General features: G+C 37.5%; 12 protein-coding genes and 5 pseudogenes. 10 read left to right on the forward strand and 7 right to left on the reverse strand.

Annotated elements, in window-relative coordinates; genetic code table 11:
• Positions 1-3 precede the first annotated feature (3 nt).
• Together ACLKMH_RS22930 and ACLKMH_RS22935 are read left to right on the forward strand one after the other, a co-directional pair.
• Positions 4-402, forward strand: coding sequence for a putative RNA methyltransferase (locus ACLKMH_RS22930; RefSeq protein ID WP_413700099.1), 399 nt, complete (start codon positions 4-6; stop codon positions 400-402).
• Between the two features lie 34 nt (positions 403-436).
• Positions 437-802 carry a hypothetical protein gene (locus ACLKMH_RS22935; RefSeq protein WP_413700100.1) on the forward strand — a complete coding sequence of 122 codons (366 nt, stop codon included), beginning with the start codon at positions 437-439 and terminating at the stop codon, positions 800-802.
• 26 nt (positions 803-828) lie between these two features.
• On the opposite strand, the gene ACLKMH_RS22940 is transcribed toward ACLKMH_RS22935, so the two are convergent.
• Both ACLKMH_RS22940 and yfbV read right to left on the reverse strand, forming a co-directional pair.
• Entirely contained in the window at positions 829-927 is a 99-nt protein-coding gene (locus ACLKMH_RS22940; protein ID WP_413700101.1) for a hypothetical protein, read from the reverse strand.
• A gap of 26 nt (positions 928-953) precedes the next feature.
• On the reverse strand, positions 954-1,325 hold the full coding sequence (gene yfbV / locus ACLKMH_RS22945; RefSeq protein WP_413700102.1) for a terminus macrodomain insulation protein YfbV: 372 nt from the start codon (positions 1,323-1,325) through the stop codon (positions 954-956).
• A 209-nt stretch (positions 1,326-1,534) separates the two neighbouring features.
• Here yfbV and ACLKMH_RS22950 point away from each other — a divergent pair.
• Positions 1,535-2,733 (forward strand): annotated as a pseudogene (locus ACLKMH_RS22950) (acetate kinase).
• Between the two features lie 186 nt (positions 2,734-2,919).
• On the forward strand, positions 2,920-5,094 hold the full coding sequence (pta, locus tag ACLKMH_RS22955; RefSeq protein ID WP_413700103.1) for a phosphate acetyltransferase: 2,175 nt from the start codon (positions 2,920-2,922) through the stop codon (positions 5,092-5,094).
• Between the two features lie 84 nt (positions 5,095-5,178).
• Here pta and ACLKMH_RS22960 read toward each other — a convergent pair whose 3' ends face one another.
• Positions 5,179-6,093, reverse strand: coding sequence for a class I SAM-dependent methyltransferase (locus ACLKMH_RS22960; protein WP_413700104.1), 915 nt, complete (start codon positions 6,091-6,093; stop codon positions 5,179-5,181).
• Positions 6,090-7,087: pseudogene (locus ACLKMH_RS22965) on the reverse strand (AI-2E family transporter). The gene ACLKMH_RS22960 and the pseudogene ACLKMH_RS22965 overlap by 4 nt, the downstream one beginning before the upstream one ends.
• Positions 7,088-7,561: 474 nt before the next feature.
• Here ACLKMH_RS22965 and ACLKMH_RS22970 point away from each other — a divergent pair.
• The 4 genes and pseudogenes from ACLKMH_RS22970 (at position 7,562) to ACLKMH_RS22985 (ending at position 10,214) form a co-directional block, all read left to right on the forward strand.
• A complete protein-coding gene (locus ACLKMH_RS22970; protein WP_413700105.1) occupies positions 7,562-8,089 on the forward strand; it encodes an aldehyde dehydrogenase family protein in 528 nt (175 codons plus the stop codon).
• The gene (locus tag ACLKMH_RS22975) at positions 8,070-8,330 is read left to right on the forward strand and encodes an aldehyde dehydrogenase family protein (protein ID WP_413702450.1); all 261 of its coding nucleotides are present in this window, start codon (positions 8,070-8,072) and stop codon (positions 8,328-8,330) included. Before ACLKMH_RS22970 ends, ACLKMH_RS22975 begins: the two co-directional genes overlap by 20 nt.
• 397 nt (positions 8,331-8,727) lie before the next feature.
• Positions 8,728-10,017 (forward strand): annotated as a pseudogene (locus ACLKMH_RS22980) (iron-containing alcohol dehydrogenase).
• Positions 10,017-10,214 carry a hypothetical protein gene (locus ACLKMH_RS22985; protein WP_413700106.1) on the forward strand — a complete coding sequence of 66 codons (198 nt, stop codon included), beginning with the start codon at positions 10,017-10,019 and terminating at the stop codon, positions 10,212-10,214. Before ACLKMH_RS22980 ends, ACLKMH_RS22985 begins: the two are co-directional and overlap by 1 nt.
• 86 nt (positions 10,215-10,300) lie before the next feature.
• On the opposite strand, the gene ACLKMH_RS22990 is transcribed toward ACLKMH_RS22985, so the two are convergent.
• Positions 10,301-11,065, reverse strand: a complete 765-nt coding sequence (locus ACLKMH_RS22990; RefSeq protein ID WP_413700107.1) for a substrate-binding domain-containing protein — start codon at positions 11,063-11,065, stop codon at positions 10,301-10,303.
• Complete coding sequence (locus ACLKMH_RS22995; RefSeq protein WP_413700108.1) at positions 11,040-11,318, reverse strand: LacI family DNA-binding transcriptional regulator; 279 nt, start codon at positions 11,316-11,318, stop codon at positions 11,040-11,042. The genes ACLKMH_RS22990 and ACLKMH_RS22995 overlap by 26 nt, the downstream gene beginning before the upstream one ends.
• A gap of 196 nt (positions 11,319-11,514) precedes the next feature.
• On the opposite strand from ACLKMH_RS22995, the pseudogene manD reads away from it, so the two are divergent.
• Positions 11,515-12,732: pseudogene (gene manD / locus ACLKMH_RS23000) on the forward strand (D-mannonate dehydratase ManD).
• Between the two features lie 61 nt (positions 12,733-12,793).
• Positions 12,794-13,912, forward strand: coding sequence for a Gfo/Idh/MocA family protein (locus tag ACLKMH_RS23005; protein ID WP_413700109.1), 1,119 nt, complete (start codon positions 12,794-12,796; stop codon positions 13,910-13,912).
• Between the two features lie 88 nt (positions 13,913-14,000).
• Here ACLKMH_RS23005 and ACLKMH_RS23010 read toward each other — a convergent pair.
• Positions 14,001-15,201, reverse strand: a pseudogene (locus ACLKMH_RS23010) (MFS transporter).
• Positions 15,202-15,249 lie beyond the last annotated feature (48 nt).

Consider the following 15,249-nt stretch of genomic DNA (forward strand, 5'->3'; position numbering starts at 1 on the left):
ACCATGTCTGCATTTATATGCCCTCTTTGCCAAAGTCCTTTTTCACAACAAAAGAACACTCAAGTTTGTCAAAATAATCATCACTTTGACATCGCTAAAGAGGGCTACCTTAATCTGTTACCGGTTAATGCGAAAAACTCTAAAAACCCCGGCGATAATAAAGAAATGATGATGGCTCGTCGTAATTTTTTGAATAGTGAAGGTTATTTGCCTTTAGCTGAGAAATTAGCAGGATTAGTCAGTCAATTATTAGCAGAAAAAACCGAAGCAACTATATTAGATCTTGGCTGTGGAGAAGGTTATTACACTAACTACCTCGCTAATAACCTACCCAGCTCAACTGTTATTAATGCCTTAGATATATCTAAAGTAGCAATACGATATCGTCGCCAAACGTTATAAAAAAATAAACTTCTGTGTTGCTAGCGCCTATGATGTGCCACTTGCAGATGAAAGCATTGATGCACTTGTGCGCATCTATGCACCATCACTCGACAGTGAGCTTTTCAGGCTAATAAAAGCAGAGGGTTATTTAATCACAGTCACTCCTGCCCCAAGACATTTATTCGAGCTACGTGAAAAGATATACGAGCAAGTTAATGCTCATCCAACTGAAAATGAAACACCAGCTGGATTTAAAAAAGTAGAGCAAATAACACTTAACTATAAACTTGAAATTAAAGAAGAGCAGATCTTAAAAGATCTTATTCAGATGACCCCCTTCGCTTGGAAATTTAACCAACAAACAATGCAATCTTTGTTAGCAGAAAAAAATGGTCAATTGAGTGTGATTTCAATATAGAAGTTTATCAGAAATCAACACTTTAATTACACCAATTCGTTATTCTGTAAAAAGTTGTCACCTCCGCGTTTAAACGCGTTTTTCAATAGTAACGCAAGATCTAAATATCGTGGCCTTTGGGCCATGAGTCCATCTTTGTTATTACTATTATTTAATTTTTTCTATGGTACGCATACCAAGGTAATAATTGATTTGGCAACAAAGTCGACGATCGTTTGCCTAACCAATATAGCCCTTGAACCGGTAAACCAATTAAAAAAAGAATTAACGTTGCAGTCGCAGGCCAATCCAACATATTAGGGAAAAAGATATTAAAACTGATTATCAGCATAACAAAAGCAGGAATAACTTTAATTGCTAAACGAGTATAAAAAGCCACTTTACTATCGATAAATAGACAATTTAAGGTTTTTTGTTTAGGCCAGATTTTAAGATAAAAATCTCCTTGCCTGATAATAGAAAAAATATATCCAAGAGAATCCCTTAATATAAGAATAAACGAAATATATATTATAACACACAACCAAAGTTTAAATAATTAATAGAAAAAAATTGATTTTAAATAATTATTACCTAATTGCACTTTGTAATTTTATTACAGAAGAGTAATATAATAATACAATAACGAGAGGCGTCATATTATAGTCACTTTCACTGATCATACTCTCGACTCACTCACATCTTACTCTTATTAGATGTGTTACTAATTAACATTTAAAATGGAATATTTTTATGAGCAATAAATTAGTTCTTGTGCTTAACTGTGGTAGTTCGTCTCTTAAATTTGCTGTTATCAATGCAACTAATGGTGAAGAGATAATCAGCGGACTTGCCGAATGTTTTAACCTGCCAGATGCCCGCATTAAATGGACGATTGCAGGTGAAAAAGAAGCCATGCATCTTCCTTCAAATAGCGCGCACTCTCAAGCCATCTCTTACATTGTAGAAGAGATTATAAAAAAAGAGCAAGGTCTAGCAGAACAATTTGTTGCCGTAGGACATCGTGTTGTACACGGTGGAGAAAAATTTACTGAATCAGTGATTATTGACCCAGAAGTATGTAAGAGCATCAATGAATGTGCATCACTTGCGCCACTTCATAACCCAGTCGCTGTAATGGGTATTCGAGCGACACGTGCGACCTTCCTGAACTTCCTCAAGTTGCCGTATTTGACACAGCTTTCCATCAAACTATGCCAGCTAAAGCATTTCTTTATGCACTTCCTTACAACCTTTATAAAGAGAAAGGTGTGCGTCGCTACGGTATGCACGGTACAAGTCATTTATATGTTAGCCAAGAAGCGACAAAAGCACTTAACAAACCAGTTGAAGAAACTAACGTTATCACTGCACATTTAGGAAATGGTGGCTCAATTACAGCGATTAAGGGCGGTAAAAGTGTTGATACAAGTATGGGTATGACACCTTTAGAAGGCCTAGTAATGGGAACGCGTAGTGGTGATATTGACCCAAGTATTATTGAACACTTAATTACACGTGAAGGTTATACACTTTCAGGTGTAATGGATATGCTTCAAAAACAAAGTGGTTTATTAGGTATTTCTGGCGTATCAAGTGACTGTCGCGATGTATTAGAAGCAAGTGAAGAAGGTAATAAAGGCGCGATATTAGCGCGTGATATTTTCTGTTACCGTTTAGCAAAATATATTGCGACTTACGCAGTACCACTAGGTCGTATCGATGCACTTGTATTTACAGGTGGTATTGGTGAAAATGCCGATCAGATCCGTGAACAAGTATTAAATCAGTTAACAATTTTTGGTTACCAAGTTGATACAGAGAAAAATAAAGCAACAAAATTAGGTAAACAAGGTATTATCACCAAGGATAATTCACCACTTGCAATGGTTATCCCTACTAATGAAGAATGGGTAATTGCAAAAGATTCTGCAAATCTTGTTTCAGCTTAATATATAATTAAAATACTTTATTCGGGAAGTAGAATCACATAACTTAATAAAGCGGTCAAAATTTGTAAAAGTAAAAAAGCGAAACACCTATTCGCTTTTTCATTAACAAAAAACACCATTTATTGAGTGGATTGGTATCCTACTGCCCAACTCTTATTTACAACCTTATTTAAAAAAGGAATCGTCATGTCTCGCACAATAATGCTCATTCCCATCGGCTCTGGCGTAGGTGTTACCTCAGTTAGTCTTGGAATGGTTCGCGCAATGGAGCGTCAAGGGGTTGCAGTTAACTTCTTTAAACCAATTTCACAGCCTCGCCCAGGTGATGTTGGTCCAGAACGCTCAACAACAACACTTCGTAACGGCTCAACAATCAACCCACCAGAACCTTTCCCAATGAAATATGCAGAGAACTTGATTTCATCTGGTAACTCTTCAGAACTATTGGAAAACATTGTTGAACGCTTTAAAGAAGGGACTAAAGGTAGCGATTTAATTATCGTTGAAGGTTTAGTACCAACAGATAAGCATCAGTTTGCGAATGAGTTAAACTACAACATTGCTAAAGCATTAGGTGCAGAAATGGTGTTTGTGACTCACCCAAGCAATGATTCTTCACAGCAATTGAAAGAGCGTATGGAAATCGCTATTTCAACATTTGGTGGTAAAAACAATACACGTATCGCCGGCTGTATTATTAATAAAGTAGGTGCGCCGATTGATGAAAATGAAAAATCTCGCCCTGATTTAACAGAGATGTTTGATATTCCTGAAGGTTCTGTACACAACAACCTTGAAGTATTACAAATGTTTAGCAAAAGCCCATTGCCTATCCTTGGATGCATTCCATGGAGTGCAGATCTTATTGCACCTCGCGTGAAGGACCTTGCTGCACATTTACAAGCACAAATTTTAAATGTTGGTGATCTTGAAAACCGTCGCTTACACAGTGTTACTTTCTGTGCGCGTTCTATTCCTAACATGGTTGAACATTTTAAAGCTGGTTCAATGCTAGTAACCTCTGGTGACCGTAGTGATGTAATCATCGCGACTTGTTTAGCAGTAATGAATGGCATGAAAATAGGTTGTCTATTATTAACAGGCGATTACCCACCTGAAGAAGAAGTGATGAAGCTTTGTAGCCGAGCAATGGAATCAGGTTTACCGATTTTATTAATCAAGAGTAATACTTGGCAAACAGCACAACGACTACAAAACTTCAATATGGAAATCCCAGTTGATGACGTAGAGCGTATTGAAAAAGTTCAAGAATACATTGCAAGCCACATTGATAAGCATTGGTTAAATACATTAACTGAAGATTCTTCATTAACACGTCGTTTATCGCCACCTGCATTCCGTTACCACTTAACAGAGCTTGCTCGTAAAACTAACCAACGTATCGTATTACCTGAGGGTGAAGAGCCACGTACTATTCAAGCGGCGCTTATCTGTGCACAACGTGGTATCGCAAAACCAGTTTTATTAGGTAGCGCAACGGAAATTCATCGCGTTGCAACACAACAAGGTATCACCTTAACTGACGATGTAGAAATCATCGATCCAAAAGATGTACTAGAAAACTATGTTGCACCTATGGTTGAACTGCGTAAAGCAAAAGGTTTAACAGAAGTTGTTGCACGTGAGCAACTTGAAGATACAGTAGTACTTGGCACAATGATGCTAGCAGAAAATGAAGTAGCAGGTCTTGTATCTGGTGCCGTTCATACTACAGCGAATACAATTCGCCCAGCACTACAGTTAATTAAAACAGCGCCTGGTGCAAGTATCGTTTCTTCTATTTTCTTCATGTTATTACCTGATCAAGTATTGGTATATGGAGATTGTGCTATCAACCCTGATCCAACTGCAGATCAATTAGCCGATATCGCAATTCAATCAGCAGACTCTGCTATCGCCTTTGGTATCGACCCTAAAGTTGCAATGATCAGTTACTCAACGGGTGATTCAGGTGCAGGTAGTGACGTAGAAAAAGTACGTGAAGCAACTAAAATTGCACAGGATCGTCGTCCTGACTTATTGATTGATGGACCTCTTCAATATGATGCGGCTGTTATGGAAAATGTTGCAAAAAGTAAGGCTCCAAATTCTAAAGTAGCAGGTAAAGCAACGGTATTTATCTTCCCTGACTTAAACACTGGTAACACCACTTATAAAGCAGTACAACGTAGTGCTGACTTAATTAGTATTGGTCCAATGTTGCAGGGTATGCGTAAACCAGTAAATGATTTATCACGTGGCGCATTAGTAGACGATATTGTTTACACCATCGCATTAACTGCGATCCAAGCAACTCAAGCACAAGAGTTAGCGGCAAAAATTGGCAATAAAGAAAGCTAAAATTTACAATTTTTAAGCTACAATTTAAAAGCCCCGTTTGGATGAAACCAAACGGGGCTTTTTGTATTCCATAAAAACAAATTTTTATAACTGAATTAACACACACTTTAATCCACGATCTGGATTAATATTAATAAAGTGAGATTCAGGCTCAATGCTTGTTAGAATTTTTGCTTCTGGGCACTCAGAGTTTATTACTGAATGTAAAAATTCGAAATCAAGATCTGGTGAGTTTAAACATAAAAGAGCTTGGCCTCCTTGCGTTAATAACTCCGGTAAACGACGAATTATTTTAGGATAATCTCGCTTAATATTGACACTCCCCTTTTGTAATGAAGGTGGATCTGCAATGACAATATCATAAGGTCCTAAGCGTTTTACTTTTCCCCAGGACTTAAATAAGTCATGCCCTAAATATTTTATCTTGCTTAAATCATGTTCATTTAATCTATGGTTATCTCGGCCTACTGCCAAAGCGACTTTACTCATATCAAGGTTAACCACTTTATCTGCGCCACCAGCAACTGCTGCAACAGAAAAAGCGCAAGTATAGGAAAAAAGATTTAAAACAGCTTTCCCTGAAGCATTTTCTCGTAACCATTTACGGCCATTTTTCATGTCTAAAAAAATACCATAATTTTGATTAGTGCCTAGGTTAATTTTATATTTAAGCCCCATTTCATTAGACACAAAGTCAGTCTCAGTTTTTCCCCATAATACAAAGGTGGGTGCAAACTCTCGGCATCGATATTGAACTTGCACACTTGTTACATGGAAATTTATAGCTCGAAATTTAGTTAATAATGTTTCACTAAGTTGAGCTAACCACTGTTCGCTTTCTTCTTTATATAAAATAATTAAAACTACCGGAGACAACCAATCAATATTAATATGGCTCGTTTCCGGGCAGTGAAATCCTCTGCCATGGTATAAACGTTGTAATTCTGTTTCTGGTAAAGATTGAACCTCGGACCAATTAATTTTTTCTAATATATTCATTCTGTCTCTTCTGTTTTCTTAAGGCGTTGCTCAAGAATATTAATTTCTTCATCAGAGCTTAATAACATCGCAAACCAACGACCATCAGGGCTGTTTTCTAAAGCAAGTTTAAAAATCATCGTTAATGGCACGGATAATAACATGCCAACCATGCCTAATAACCACCCCCAAAAAATCAAAGATAAGAAAACAACTAGGGTCGATAAACCTAAACTGCGCCCCATAAATTTAGGTTCAATAACACTCCCCATTAATGTATTTACAGCAACAAATAAACCAATCACAAAAGTTGCAGGCACCCAGCCCAATTGTAAAAAAGTTAAAATAACCGCAGGAACAGTCGCAATGATAGAACCTATATTAGGAATATAGTTAAGTAAAAATGCCAACAGTGCCCACAGTACGAAAAAGTCGACCCCCATTAACCACAATACAAAACCGATGACTGCTCCAGTTGCTAAGCTGATCATGGTTTTTATTGCCATATAACGATTTACCAGATTTAAGAAATGATCTAATCGCTTTTCCGTTTCTGAAGAATCATCAAAAGCAACATGTAATTTCTTCGCGAATCCTTGTCCCTCGGACAACATAAAAACCACTGTTAATAACAGTAGAAAGACATTGCCAAGCACGCTACTAAAGCCACTTAATGTTGATGTTACTAAACTCATGACTTTACTAGGATCGAAATAAGCACGTATCTCAGTCATTGAAATAGAAATATTATGGCTTGCCATCCATTCAACAACCCATGATAGTTCATTAGCAAGCTGTGCTTCATAAGTGGGCAAAGTCGCCTAAAACCAGATACCGAACTGCCTACAACCCCACCGAGTACAATAAACATTGAAAAAATGAAAACAATGACCAAACCAATCGCTATACCACGAGGAACTTTTCTAGTTGTAAGCAGGTTAATAGCTGGGTTGCATATAATGGCAACAAATAATGAAAGTAAAAAAGGAACAACAATGGGAGCGACAACTTTAATACCCGCGAGTGAAATAACAATAGCGACAAAATAAAGTGCGGTACGGGCAGAAGCAGATATTGGTGACATAATGATTCCAGCAAATATATAGAGATAATTACCTTACAGGTAAAGTCCATTTTATTCATTATAAAAAGCAACAGTAAGCAACTCAATTTTATGAGGCTAATTTAGGTTAACAATTTAATTTTTAACAGTTAGGTAACAAAAGTCATAAATTAACCAACCACACTTTAATAAATACTACAATACTACTTATATGCAATATTCATAGATCGATATAAAAACGTGACGCAGATCACTCAATAAAAATCACCATCCCATTCGAAATGTGATTTCGATCAATACTAAGGAAATTACATATTCATATAATCAGTTTCGAAAGTGATTCAATAAGATCGGTTTTCAAAACAAAGCTCAATTTTATTAAAACATTTTTAAACTTTTTAATTTTATAAACCTTTGGAGAAAAATATGACAGTAAGTAATGTTGCTGAATTAGATGCGATGGTAGCACGTGTAAAAGCGGCTCAAAAAGAATACGCAACTTTTTCACAAGAACAAGTAGATAAAATCTTCCGCGCGCTGTCACTTGCGACTTCTACTGCTCGAATCGAGCTAGCTAAAATGGTCGCAACTGAATCAGGCATGGGCATCATGGAAGATAAAGTGATCAAGAACCACTTTGCTTCTGAGTTCATCTACAACAAATATAAAGACGATAAAACCTGTGGAATTATCGACCGCAATGACGAAGGCGGTACAATCACTATAGCAGAACCAGTGGGTATCGTTTGTGCAATCGTACCAACAACTAACCCAACTTCTACTGCTATTTTTAAAGCATTGATCTCTCTTAAAACACGTAATGGCTGTATCTTCTCTCCGCATCCACGTGCTAAAAATGCAACAAACTTCGCGACAAAAATAGTATTAGACGCAAGCAATTGCAGCGGGCGCTCCAAAAGATATCATCGGTTGGATCGATGTACCTTCTGTTGAACTTTCTAATAAATTAATGAAACACGATGACATCAACCTTATTCTTGCGACTGGTGGTCCAGGTATGGTTAAAGCGACTTACTCTTCAGGTAAACCAGCAATCGGTGTTGGTGCGGGTAATACTCCTGTTGTTATCGATGAAACTGCAGATATCAAACGTGCTGTTTCTTCAATTCTTATGTCTAAAACTTTCGATAACGGCGTTATCTGTGCATCTGAGCAAAGTCGCAATTGTTGTTGAATCTATTTACGACGAAGTTAAAGCTCGTTTCGCTAAATACGGTGCAGTGGTATTAAACAAAGCTGATGCTGAGAAAGTACGTAAAGTATTACTTATCGATGGCGCTCTTAACGCTAAAATCGTAGGTCAACCTGCATATAAAATTGCTGAACTTGCAAATGTTAAAGTACCTACTTCAACTAAGATTCTTATCGGTGAAGGCTTAGAAGCTTCATGGGATGACGAATTTGCTCACGAAAAATTATCTCCTACATTAGGTCTTTTCAAAGCGAAAAACTTTGAAGATGCAGTACGTCAAGCAGGTATCGTATTAGACATAGGTGGTGTTGGTCATACTTCAGTACTTTACACAGACCAAGATGCAAACGCAGATCGTATCGCATACTTTGGCGACAAAATGAAGACTGCACGTATTCTTGTTAATACGCCATCTTCACACGGTGGTATCGGTGACCTTTACAACTTCGAACTTGCACCTTCTTTAACATTAGGTTGTGGTTCATGGGGTGGTAATGCTATCTCTGAAAACGTAGGTCCAAAACACCTTATCAACAAGAAAATTGTAGCTAAGCGAGCTGAAAATATGTTGTGGCATAAACTACCAAAATCAATTTACTTCCGTCGTGGCGCACTACCTGTTGCAATGACTGATCTAGAAGGCAAAAAACGTGCATTAATCGTAACAGACCGTTTCTTATTCAATAACGGTTACATCGATGATCTTCGCGCTATCCTGAAAGAAAAAGGCATGGAAGTAGAAGTATTCCATGAAGTAGAAGCAGATCCAACATTAGCAGTGGTTAAAGCAGGTGCAGCTAGACATGTCTAAGCTACCAACCTGATGTGATTCTAGCTGTTGGTGGTGGTTCACCAATGGATGCAGACGAAAATCATGTGGGTAATGTACGAGCACCCAGAAACAGATTTCGAAGACCTATCAATGCGCTTTATGGATATCCGTAAACGTATTTATAAATTCCCTAAAATGGGTTCTAAAGCAGAATTAGTATGTATTACAACTACTTCTGGTACAGGTTCTGAAGTAACACCATTCGCTGTTGTTACCGATGAGCAAACAGGTCAAAAATACCCATTAGCAGATTACGAACTAACACCAAATATGGCTGTTGTTGATGCTAACCTAGTAATGGATATGCCTAAGTCTCTATGTGCTTTCGGTGGTTACGATGCTGTTACTCACGCAATGGAAGCTTATGTATCTGTTCTTGCAAATGAATATTCTGACGGCCATGCGTTACAAGCGCTGAAAATGCTTAAAGAATACTTACCTAGCTCTTATGCAAATGGTAAGAAAGATCCAATTGCACGTGAAAAAGTACATAATGCGACAACTATCGCGGGTATGTCTTTTGCAAATGCATTCCTTGGTGTATGTCACTCAATGGCACATAAACTAGGTGCTGAGTTCCACATTCCACATGGTTTAGCAAATGCATTATTAATTTCAAACACTATTCGTTACAACGCAACGAATAACCCAACTAAACAAACTGCATTCTCACAGTACGATCGCCCTAAAGCACGTGCTCGTTATGCAGAAGTTGCTGAGCACTTAGGTTTCCGTGACGGTAATACAGAAACTAAAATCAATGCATTATTAAATTGGTTAGAAGAGCTTAAAATTGCATTGGATATTCCATTATCAATCCAAGTCAGCGGGTGTTGATGAAGTCTGCGTTTATGGCTAAAGTTGAAAAACTAGCTGAAGATGCATTCGATGACCAATGTACTGGTGCTAATCCACGTTACCCTCTTATCGCAGAATTAAAAGAAGTATTAATCGCTTCTTACTACGGTAAAGCATACGCGGACGTATTAGATGCTCCTGCAGTTGTTGTTAAAGAAGAAAAGAAAGAAAAATAATATCTTTAAAATAACAATACACTAAATATTAAAAAGCCTGTTTTGAACAGGCTTTTTTTTGCAAAATTTATTTTAAAATTAAAGACCTAGCCAATTCTTCGACAAGAACTTCTTTCTACTAAGCAACATGGCACTATCACTTTTTTAGCCTGATTAGATAGCTTTTCATCCTTCATCACACCATCCAATAATAGTTTTGCCGATTCGATGCCAATATTATAGGAGTCTTGCTGTACAACAGTAACAGGCACTTTAAACATCTCTACCATAGGTATGTCATCAAAACCAAGCACAGAAACTTGTTCTGGCACGTCAATTTTAGCGACATTGAATAATTTCAGTAATTCAGTGGTGATAGGAAGATGCTGAGTAAAAAAAGCAGTAGGTGCATTTTCCATTTGTAAAAGTCGCAACGGTGAATTCTCAAACCCTGCATCTCTATCCCAATACTGTATTAAGGATTTATCTAAAGGGATTTGATTTAATTTCAAGGCATTAACATAACCTTGATAACGTTCAGACCTGGAAAGGTTTGCTTCAAATGATTGAGTGATAAAACAAATCCGTTGATGCCCCAAACCAATTAAATATTCAGTCGCCCTTTGTGATGCCTCTCGATCATCGGAAAGCACAATATGACTAAGAGAACTTTCGTATTCTAGCTGAAACTGCACAACGGGAAATCCTGTCTGCACATACTCATTAATCAATTGTAAATTTTTACCTGTCGAAGTAATAATGATGCCATCCACGCGCATTTGTCTGAGCGTTAAAAGCGAACGTTTTTCAACTTCTTCATCAAAATCAGTATTATAGATTAATACGTTATATCCATTTTTTACAAAAGTCATCGATTCCTCGTAAAATACGGCTGGTATTAAAACCAGTAATATCACGAACAATCACACCAATAGTTTTTGTTTTATCACTTTTTAAACTACGCGCAATGGGGTTGGGTATGTAATTTAAAGTCTCTACTGCATCCCGAATTCTTTCCTTCGTTTGCGTCGACATGTGGCCAAAACGGCCATTTAAATACTGCGAAACTGTACTTTTTGAAACATTTGCCAGTGTTGCTACATCGATAATTCTAATTTTACTCATACAATTTCATTATTTGTTAAGTGTATCAATTTATGTGATTGACATATTAATCAGATGTATTAACCTAGTCAAGTAAACCGATTTACTAAATCGATTTACTTTATTAGCTAAAAGAAAATAATAATTAAAAAATTAGCTAATTTAGTCATCGATTTGAAGAAAAATAGAATCAAATAAACCATTGTTGGAGTTAACGATGAAGATTAAAGAAATTAAAGTATTTGTATCTAATCCAGGAAGAAACTTTGTTACTGTAAAAGTGATTACAGAGGACGGTACTTACGGGGTGGGTGATGCAACCGTCAACGGCCGTGAATTAGCGGTTGTTGCCTATCTAGAAGAACACGTCATACCTTGTCTAGTAGGACGAGATGCTCATAATATTGAAGATATTTGGCAATATTTGTACCGTGGTGTTTACTGGCGAAAAGGGCCTATTGGCATGGCATCCATTGCCGCTATCGATATGGCTCTTTGGGATATTAAAGGTAAAGTGGCAGGACTTCCTGTTTATCAATTATTAGGCGGTAAATGTCGCAAAGGGGTTTCATTATATGCTCACGCTAATGGTGAAAATATAGAGGAGACATTAGATAAAGCACAGGAACATATTGAACAAGGTTTTAAAGTAATAAGATTACAAACCGCAGTTCCTGGTTTATCTGAGACCTATGGTATTTTAGGTGACAAAAAAGATTACTTTGAGTTGCAAGGTAATCGACCTCTTCCTCCAGAGCAAGAATGGTCAACGGCTAAATACTTCAAATTAGTCCCTGAATTATTTAAACAGGCACGTGAACGTTTTGGCAATGATATACATTTTACCCATGATGTTCACAGTCGCTTGACACCTATTGAATCTGCAAAACTAGGTAAAATGCTAGAAGAATATAACTTGTTTTTTTAGAAGACTCTTCAATGGCTGAAAACCAAGAAAACTATAAAATAATTCGTCATCACACTACTACCCCACTGGCGATTGGTGAAACCTACAATACCATTTGGGACTGTAAAGACTTGATGCAAAATCAGCTCATTGATTATATTCGAGCGTACCACGACACATGCAGGAGGGATCACAGGCGTTAAAAAAATCACCGATTTCGCCGCTATTTTCAACATCCGAAGTGCACCACATGGCGCACCAGATCTTTCCCCGATTTGCTTTGTCGCCCATATGCATCTTAATATCTCAACACATAACTTTGGTATTCAAGAATTTGTTGGTTTTGGCAACGAGCAATCTAAAAAAATATTCAAACACGATATGCGCCTTGAAAATGGCATGATCATGGTTAGTGATGCACCAGGACTAGGTATTGAGTTTGATGAAATAGAAGCTGAAAAATATGCTTATGTACGCTCATATCTTCCAGTTTGCCGTCTAGAAGATGGCACGGTATGGGATTGGTAATTAAATTACTAATCAATAAACATCAATAATCTTAAACGAAATATTTAAAAGAGGATTTGTAATGACTAAGAAACAAACGGTATTGGTTTTTGGAACAGGGTTTGCTGGCGAAGGACACGCTAAAGCTTTCCGCGACGCCGGCGCAGAAGTGGTTGCCATTGTTGGTAGAACATTATCAGTGGTTGAAGATGTGGCACAACGTCTCGACATCCCCTATTCAAGCACAGATTTAAAGCAGGCTTTAGAACAATGCAATCCCGATATTGTTGCAGTTGCAACGCCTGGTGGCGCACATGTTGAGCCAATTAAACAAGCGATTGAATTTGGTTGTCATATCTTTTGTGAAAAGCCTTTATCTGAAAGTGGTGACAGTGCTACTGAGCTTTACCAACTAGCCCTTGAAAAAGGTGTAAAAACAGCGTTTGTTGCCAGCTTCCGCTATATGCCTCGTATTATACAAGCGAAGCAATTAATCGCATCAGGTGCGATTGGTGAGCCATTAGAAGCAGAATGTATTTCACATTTTAACCTAGATAAAAATATTCCCTTTGGTTGGTCACATACAATAGAAAGTGGCGGAGGACGTTTAAATAACAACTTCACACATATGCTTTCAATTGTAACTTCAGTACTTGGAGAAACCATCATTTCTCTTGAAGGTGAAGTACGAAACGATATGCCACAAGCGCCTGTTGTAGAAGGTGTTCATAACTTCATGCAACGCCGTAACTATATTCCTGAAGACATTAACTCTCCAGATTTAAAATGGAAGGACTGTAATGTTGAATGGTCTTATACCGTGATGATGCAAATTGAAAGCGACTACCCTGCTAAACAGCCTGTGTCAGTATTAATTAAACACGGCGGATTAGTGCCTCGATTTAATGAAGATCATTTAGTGTTTCATGGCAGTAAAGGCTCTATTTACATCAAAGGTAATTACGGTGCAGGCCCATTGTATCTTTGGGATGAGAAAAAAGAATGGAATGAAGTTGAGCTTCCTACTACTATTAGTGAATCACTACCAGATATTGCCGATGATACTCAAAGAAGTTGGACGCATTTAGCAACACAAATGGTTAAAGATTTAAATGGCGAAACAGTTGAACCATATCAAACCTTTAAAGATGGCTCTGAATACCAAGTCATTATTGACAAAATCAGAGAGAATGGTCTTTAAAATTGTTTGCTGTTAATCACTAACACATGAAACATCGCTAAGAGTTTGAAATACCGACTATTAGCGATGTTTTTTATTAACTTTTCCTTTACGATGTTTGAGTAGCAGGCACTCCCCACTTTAAAACATTCACTTCATTACCAGCCTCTGGATGTCTTGGAATATTCACCGATAACATCAGAGAAACAACCGCCATCAACGCGCCAAGTATAAACACCAAAGCAGGAGAACTCATCCAGATGACACCAAAAGTAACTGGGATAACAACCAGCTGCAATGTGATTAATAGTAAAACTAACACCCGCTGTGGATGCCATATCAGCTGGATCAGCTATTTTTTGAAAATAGGTTTTTGTTGCTAATGCAAGTGCAAAAAATAAATGATCAACCACATAAAGCCCAGCGACCCAGTGTGCCGACTCAACAAATGCGTAACCAACAAATACTAAAATAAGCCCGGTATACTCAACAAGTAGCGCTTTACGCTCACCAACAATGCCAATAAACTTGCCTATTTTTCTGGCAAACAAGAAATTAAATAAATAATTAATTAAGAAAAGTAATGTCACATCTGCGGCGGAATAACCAAACTTTTGCACCATTAAAAAGCCAGCAAAAACAACAAAAATCTGACGTCTAGCGCCACTCATAAAGGTCAAAGCGTAATACAACCAATAACGTTTACGTAAAATAAGCTTCTTGTTTTGCTGGGTTTTTATTGAAAACTGTGGAAATGTCAGTGCAGTGCCATCAGTAATATGAATGCAGTGCCTCCGGTTAATAGATAAATCCATTGATAATCTAGTTTAAACACTTCCAACATCACCCATAGAGCACCGTAAGTTATTAATGATGCAAAGGCTCCTACTGAAATCATTCTACCTAACATCTCTGGTGCATCCTCCTTTGAAATCCACTGCAAGGATAGAGACTGCTTCAGAGTTTCAAAATAATGAAAACCTATCGACATTAACAAGGTCGTGCCTAACAAACCAAATAAAGAGGGAAAGAAACCAGTAATCCCCACACCGATGGTTAACATAGCTAAGGAAATCACCATAAAACAGTCGCTCTTTAATAAATAAAAGCACTCCCACCACAGTAAAAGCTAAAAAGCCTGGAATTTCACGCACCGTCTGTAATAAGCCAATATCAGCCCCAGTAAAATTAGCGCTTTCAACAACAAAGTTATTTAATAATGCCATCCAACTCGCAAACGCAATTGGCACAATAATAGAAATAATCAGTAAAAAGTTATGTGGGGTTTTCCAATTTTGTGGATTATTCATAATACTTTTCCCTAAGTGAAGCATTCCGTTTGATGATGATTAAACGGC

Source organism: Psychromonas sp. KJ10-10 (genome assembly GCF_047323245.1).
Classification (GTDB): Bacteria; Pseudomonadota; Gammaproteobacteria; order Enterobacterales; family Psychromonadaceae; genus Psychromonas.